Source organism: Kiritimatiellia bacterium (assembly GCA_028715905.1).
Taxonomy (GTDB): domain Bacteria; phylum Verrucomicrobiota; class Kiritimatiellia; order JAAZAB01; family JAAZAB01; genus JAQUQV01.
In genome coordinates this window covers 1-3,495 of sequence record JAQUQV010000119.1, presented here as the reverse complement: position 1 = coordinate 3,495, position 3,495 = coordinate 1, and the positions used below count along the sequence as shown (strand labels likewise).

Here is a 3,495-nt window from a genome sequence, read left to right as displayed (position 1 = left end):
TCTGCCCAACGTAAATCGCGGACCGGGGACACCCTCAATAAAGAACTAGCGCCCCTGGCGCGATCTCGCCCGCCGGCCTATTTATGACCTGAATATTGCACGAAATTCGTGCAATATTCAGGTCATAGTTCACTCCGCCCAGCTGAATTCCCAGGGCCCCGGCGAAAGCCGCCTCGCTTAAACCCGCATTGGGGCTGGGGCGCCCGTCCCGCAGTAAAATCCTCATGCTCTCGCGCACATTGCCGCCGTTAATCGGTAAGATCAAACCGGAATGTTAAAACGGTTCTGGTGTTTTCGGCCGGCGCCTCTCCCCGGGCGGTAACGAAATGCGCCTTTTTCACCGAGGAAAGCGCCGCATCGTCCAGAGCCGGAAATCCGCTTGACGTTATCACCGCGCAGTTCAACACGCCGCCCTCGCTGTCAACCTGGACTTCAACCTTCACGATCCCCTCTTCGCCGCGCAGCCGCGCGCCGAGCGGATAATAGGGGCGGATTCCGGAATCGGCGGGTAATCCTCCGGCAATGCCCTTGAGGCGGGTATCGCCATTCAGGAACAAGGCCGGTTTTTCACCTTCAAACCGGCGGCGCGGCTCCTTTACATTGCTTGGCGGCGCGGCGGCCGGCTGTTTCTCGGCCGGCGTTTTGCGCGGCTTTTCAATGGTAAGATTGCGGGGTTCATCTTCCTCCTGCTCTTCAATCTCCGGCGCGGCTTTTTCCGGGACGATGAGGGGGGGTGCGCGGGGCGGCTCGCGCAAAGCCGGCGCGGTGTCCGGCGCGGCCGCGCCCGGCCGGTAAACGGAAAGCGAAGTCAGGGTAAGCGCCGAGTCACCGGCGCAGAACAGCGGAACAAGTTTTTGCGCGGGCAAGGCAAAACAACAGGCCAAGGCCATCCCGTGTAAAAAAACGGAAAACAAGATGTTTTTAGTTATCCCGGTCTTCATTGATTAAAAATCAAAAAAGCCTTACCAGGAATCCCGCGATTGTCAATGTTTTTCCGGATTGTGTTCCGGATTCCGGATTGACGGATTTTTCCGCCAGGGCTGATTTATTTTAGCGTTAACTTTCTTGATTTTCTTGGAGTTACAAAAGAAAAGGCTTTTTGATGCCTGAATATTGCACGAAATTCGCCCAATATTCGGGTGATAATTTTTTGCGCGCATTGCATCAAAAAATACGGTGGTGGCAGCCAGTCGCTTGGCCGGCGCATAATCCAATGCGCCGCGAAGCTGTTGGCCGCCTGCCGGCGGCAAAATCCGGCCGAGAAAATAACCGGATAAATAATTTGACTTTTCAAATATTCCTTGTTATTTTACTTATTAAATAATCAGAAATAAACTGTGAAAATTGATCTCCAGGTGCAGGCGGCGGATCCGGTTCATGTGCAGATTGAGCGCGTTTTGCGGCGGAGAATTCAGAAGGGCGAGCTGGCGCCGCGCCAGCGTTTGCCCTCCACCGATGAACTTGTCAGCCGGTGGCGCGTCAGCCGCGACGCCGTCCAACGGGCCTTGAGCGCCCTGGCCAGGGACGGCTGGATAGAGCGCAAGCCCATGCGCGGCACCTTTGTAAGGGCCGGGACGCAGACTTCGTACATCGGCGTTATTTTCAATCCGCGCCTGACCGAGGAGAACGCCCATTTCCAGCGCGCCGTTCTTCGCGCCATTTCCGTTGAATTTGAAAACTTGAAGGATTGCGCCTGGACATGCCGGGCATACGATGGGTTCAGGGAATTGAGGTCCGGTTTGTCCGTCCGGCAGTCATCCGCATGCCGGCCGCTGATCAACGACTTGAAAAATTATCCATTTGCCGGTTTTATCCAGATGCTGGGCCGGGGCGTCGGACGAAAGATCTCCGGTATCCTGAAAAATCTGCCCGCGGCGTGTTCCGGTTCGCCGCTGGCCCCCCTGGCCGACGTGGCGCTTGACTATGAGGGGTTTGGCCGGGGAAGCGTGGAATATCTGGCCGGCCGCGGATTGAAAAAAATCGCCTATTTTCGGGTCGGCAAGGATGATGTGAACGACGCCTTGGACGTGAAGGGCGTGGAATCAGCGGCCCGCCGGTTGGAAATACCGAAGGTTGCGGTCCGCCAAATGCAATATGACGACCGCGAAACGTGCCTGCAGAAACCGGCCTATGAAAACATGCTGGAGCTGATGCGGGAATGGGGCCGGCGGAAAGAATGGCCGGAAGGATTGATAGTCTCGGATGATATTGCTATGTATGGGGTGGCCATGGCTCTGGCGCAGAGGGGGGAAAGCGCAATTCGCCGTCTGACGGTGGTTGCGATGGCCAATAAAGGCATCAACCTCTGGTACGGCCTTCCGATTGTCCGCAACGAATTTGCGCCCGATGAAGTGGCGCGCGGGCTGATCCGCATCCTCAGCTTGCGCATTCATAGAAAACCGTTGCCGGAATTGCCGGTTAAAATTCCGTGCAAGTTGCCCTGAAAATTGCAGGGCGATATGAATAAAAGGCCGGGGACAAAACGGACGCCGTCACGGCGCCAATATTGGAGTAGTGAATAAACTGAAGGATTATTATGCGAAATAAAGACTGGGTTTTCAATATAAGCCTTGGGAATTATATCAAACTTGGAAGCTATCCCGAGCCGGGGTGCGGAAACCCCGACATGAAAACCATTTTAGAGGAAATAAAAAACGACGGATTCGGAATTGAGTTATGGATGAACTGGAATCCGGACAAAAACGTATTTGACCGGCCCAACTGGCCCAATATAAGAAAATGGCGCGAGGGATGCAAAAGTCTGACCATTCACAGCGAATGCCAGGAGAAGGATTTTGAGGCCATAAAAAAAGAAATAGAATTGGCCGCTTATCTTAAGGCGCGGGCATTGATCGTTCATGTCTTGAATTTCGGGGTGGTGGAGGCCGAGGAAAAACTTGACATTGATGAAAAATATTTTGGCGAGGTTCTGAAGCTTGCCGAAAAAAACAATGTGATCCTGGCCCTGGAAAACGGCCGGTTTGATTCGCTCAAAAACTTCCTGGCCATAGGCGGAAAATCCCCGAATTTGAAGATAATCCTGGATATTGGGCACATCAATATTCCGGGCAGTTCCCTGTTGCCCGCGGATTGCCCTGACCCGGCAAAAATATTTTTTGAGGAATTCAAGGATCGGCTGGTGCATTTTCATTTTCACGATAATTACGGCGAAACGGACGACCACATGGTTCCCGGGGACGGCCGCATCAACTGGAAAAGAGCGCTGAAGCAGCTTGATGAAATAAAGGCGCCGCATTACGCCAGTTTTGAAATCAGGACGGATTTTGCGAACGCGCGCCGGGCCTCCCTGCGCGCGAGGGATTATTTGAACAGATTGGCGGAAGGCAGACGCGGGTGACCGGGAAACGCGAAAACCACATGCCGCCGGCGGAGAAGCGGAAATCCGCAGAAACAATGGCCGGCATCAAGGCGGCATGGATTGATAAAATGCTCCACGAAAATCCGCTCAGACATATTTGCTGGAGATAAAAACAC

At 54.0% G+C, this 3,495-nt stretch carries 4 protein-coding genes and 1 pseudogene; 3 read left to right on the top strand and 2 right to left on the bottom strand.

The annotated features are described in order from the left end of the window. Positions 1-133 precede the first annotated feature (133 nt). Positions 134-247 (bottom strand): annotated as a pseudogene (locus PHP98_11970) (cobalamin biosynthesis protein). A 1-nt stretch (position 248) separates the two neighbouring features. After that, positions 249-941, bottom strand: coding sequence for a TonB family protein (locus tag PHP98_11965; protein MDD5484344.1), 693 nt, complete (start codon positions 939-941; stop codon positions 249-251). 161 nt (positions 942-1,102) lie between these two features. Here PHP98_11965 and PHP98_11960 point away from each other — a divergent pair, with 161 nt between their 5' ends. The 3 genes from PHP98_11960 to PHP98_11950 all read left to right on the top strand — a co-directional run bounded on the left by PHP98_11960 (position 1,103) and on the right by PHP98_11950 (position 3,358). Continuing rightward, complete coding sequence (locus PHP98_11960; protein ID MDD5484343.1) at positions 1,103-1,324, top strand: hypothetical protein; 222 nt, start codon at positions 1,103-1,105, stop codon at positions 1,322-1,324. A 13-nt stretch (positions 1,325-1,337) separates the two neighbouring features. Further along, positions 1,338-2,444, top strand: coding sequence for a GntR family transcriptional regulator (locus tag PHP98_11955; protein ID MDD5484342.1), 1,107 nt, complete (start codon positions 1,338-1,340; stop codon positions 2,442-2,444). 182 nt (positions 2,445-2,626) lie between these two features. After that, complete coding sequence (locus tag PHP98_11950) at positions 2,627-3,358, top strand: sugar phosphate isomerase/epimerase (GenBank protein MDD5484341.1); 732 nt, start codon at positions 2,627-2,629, stop codon at positions 3,356-3,358. Positions 3,359-3,495 lie beyond the last annotated feature (137 nt).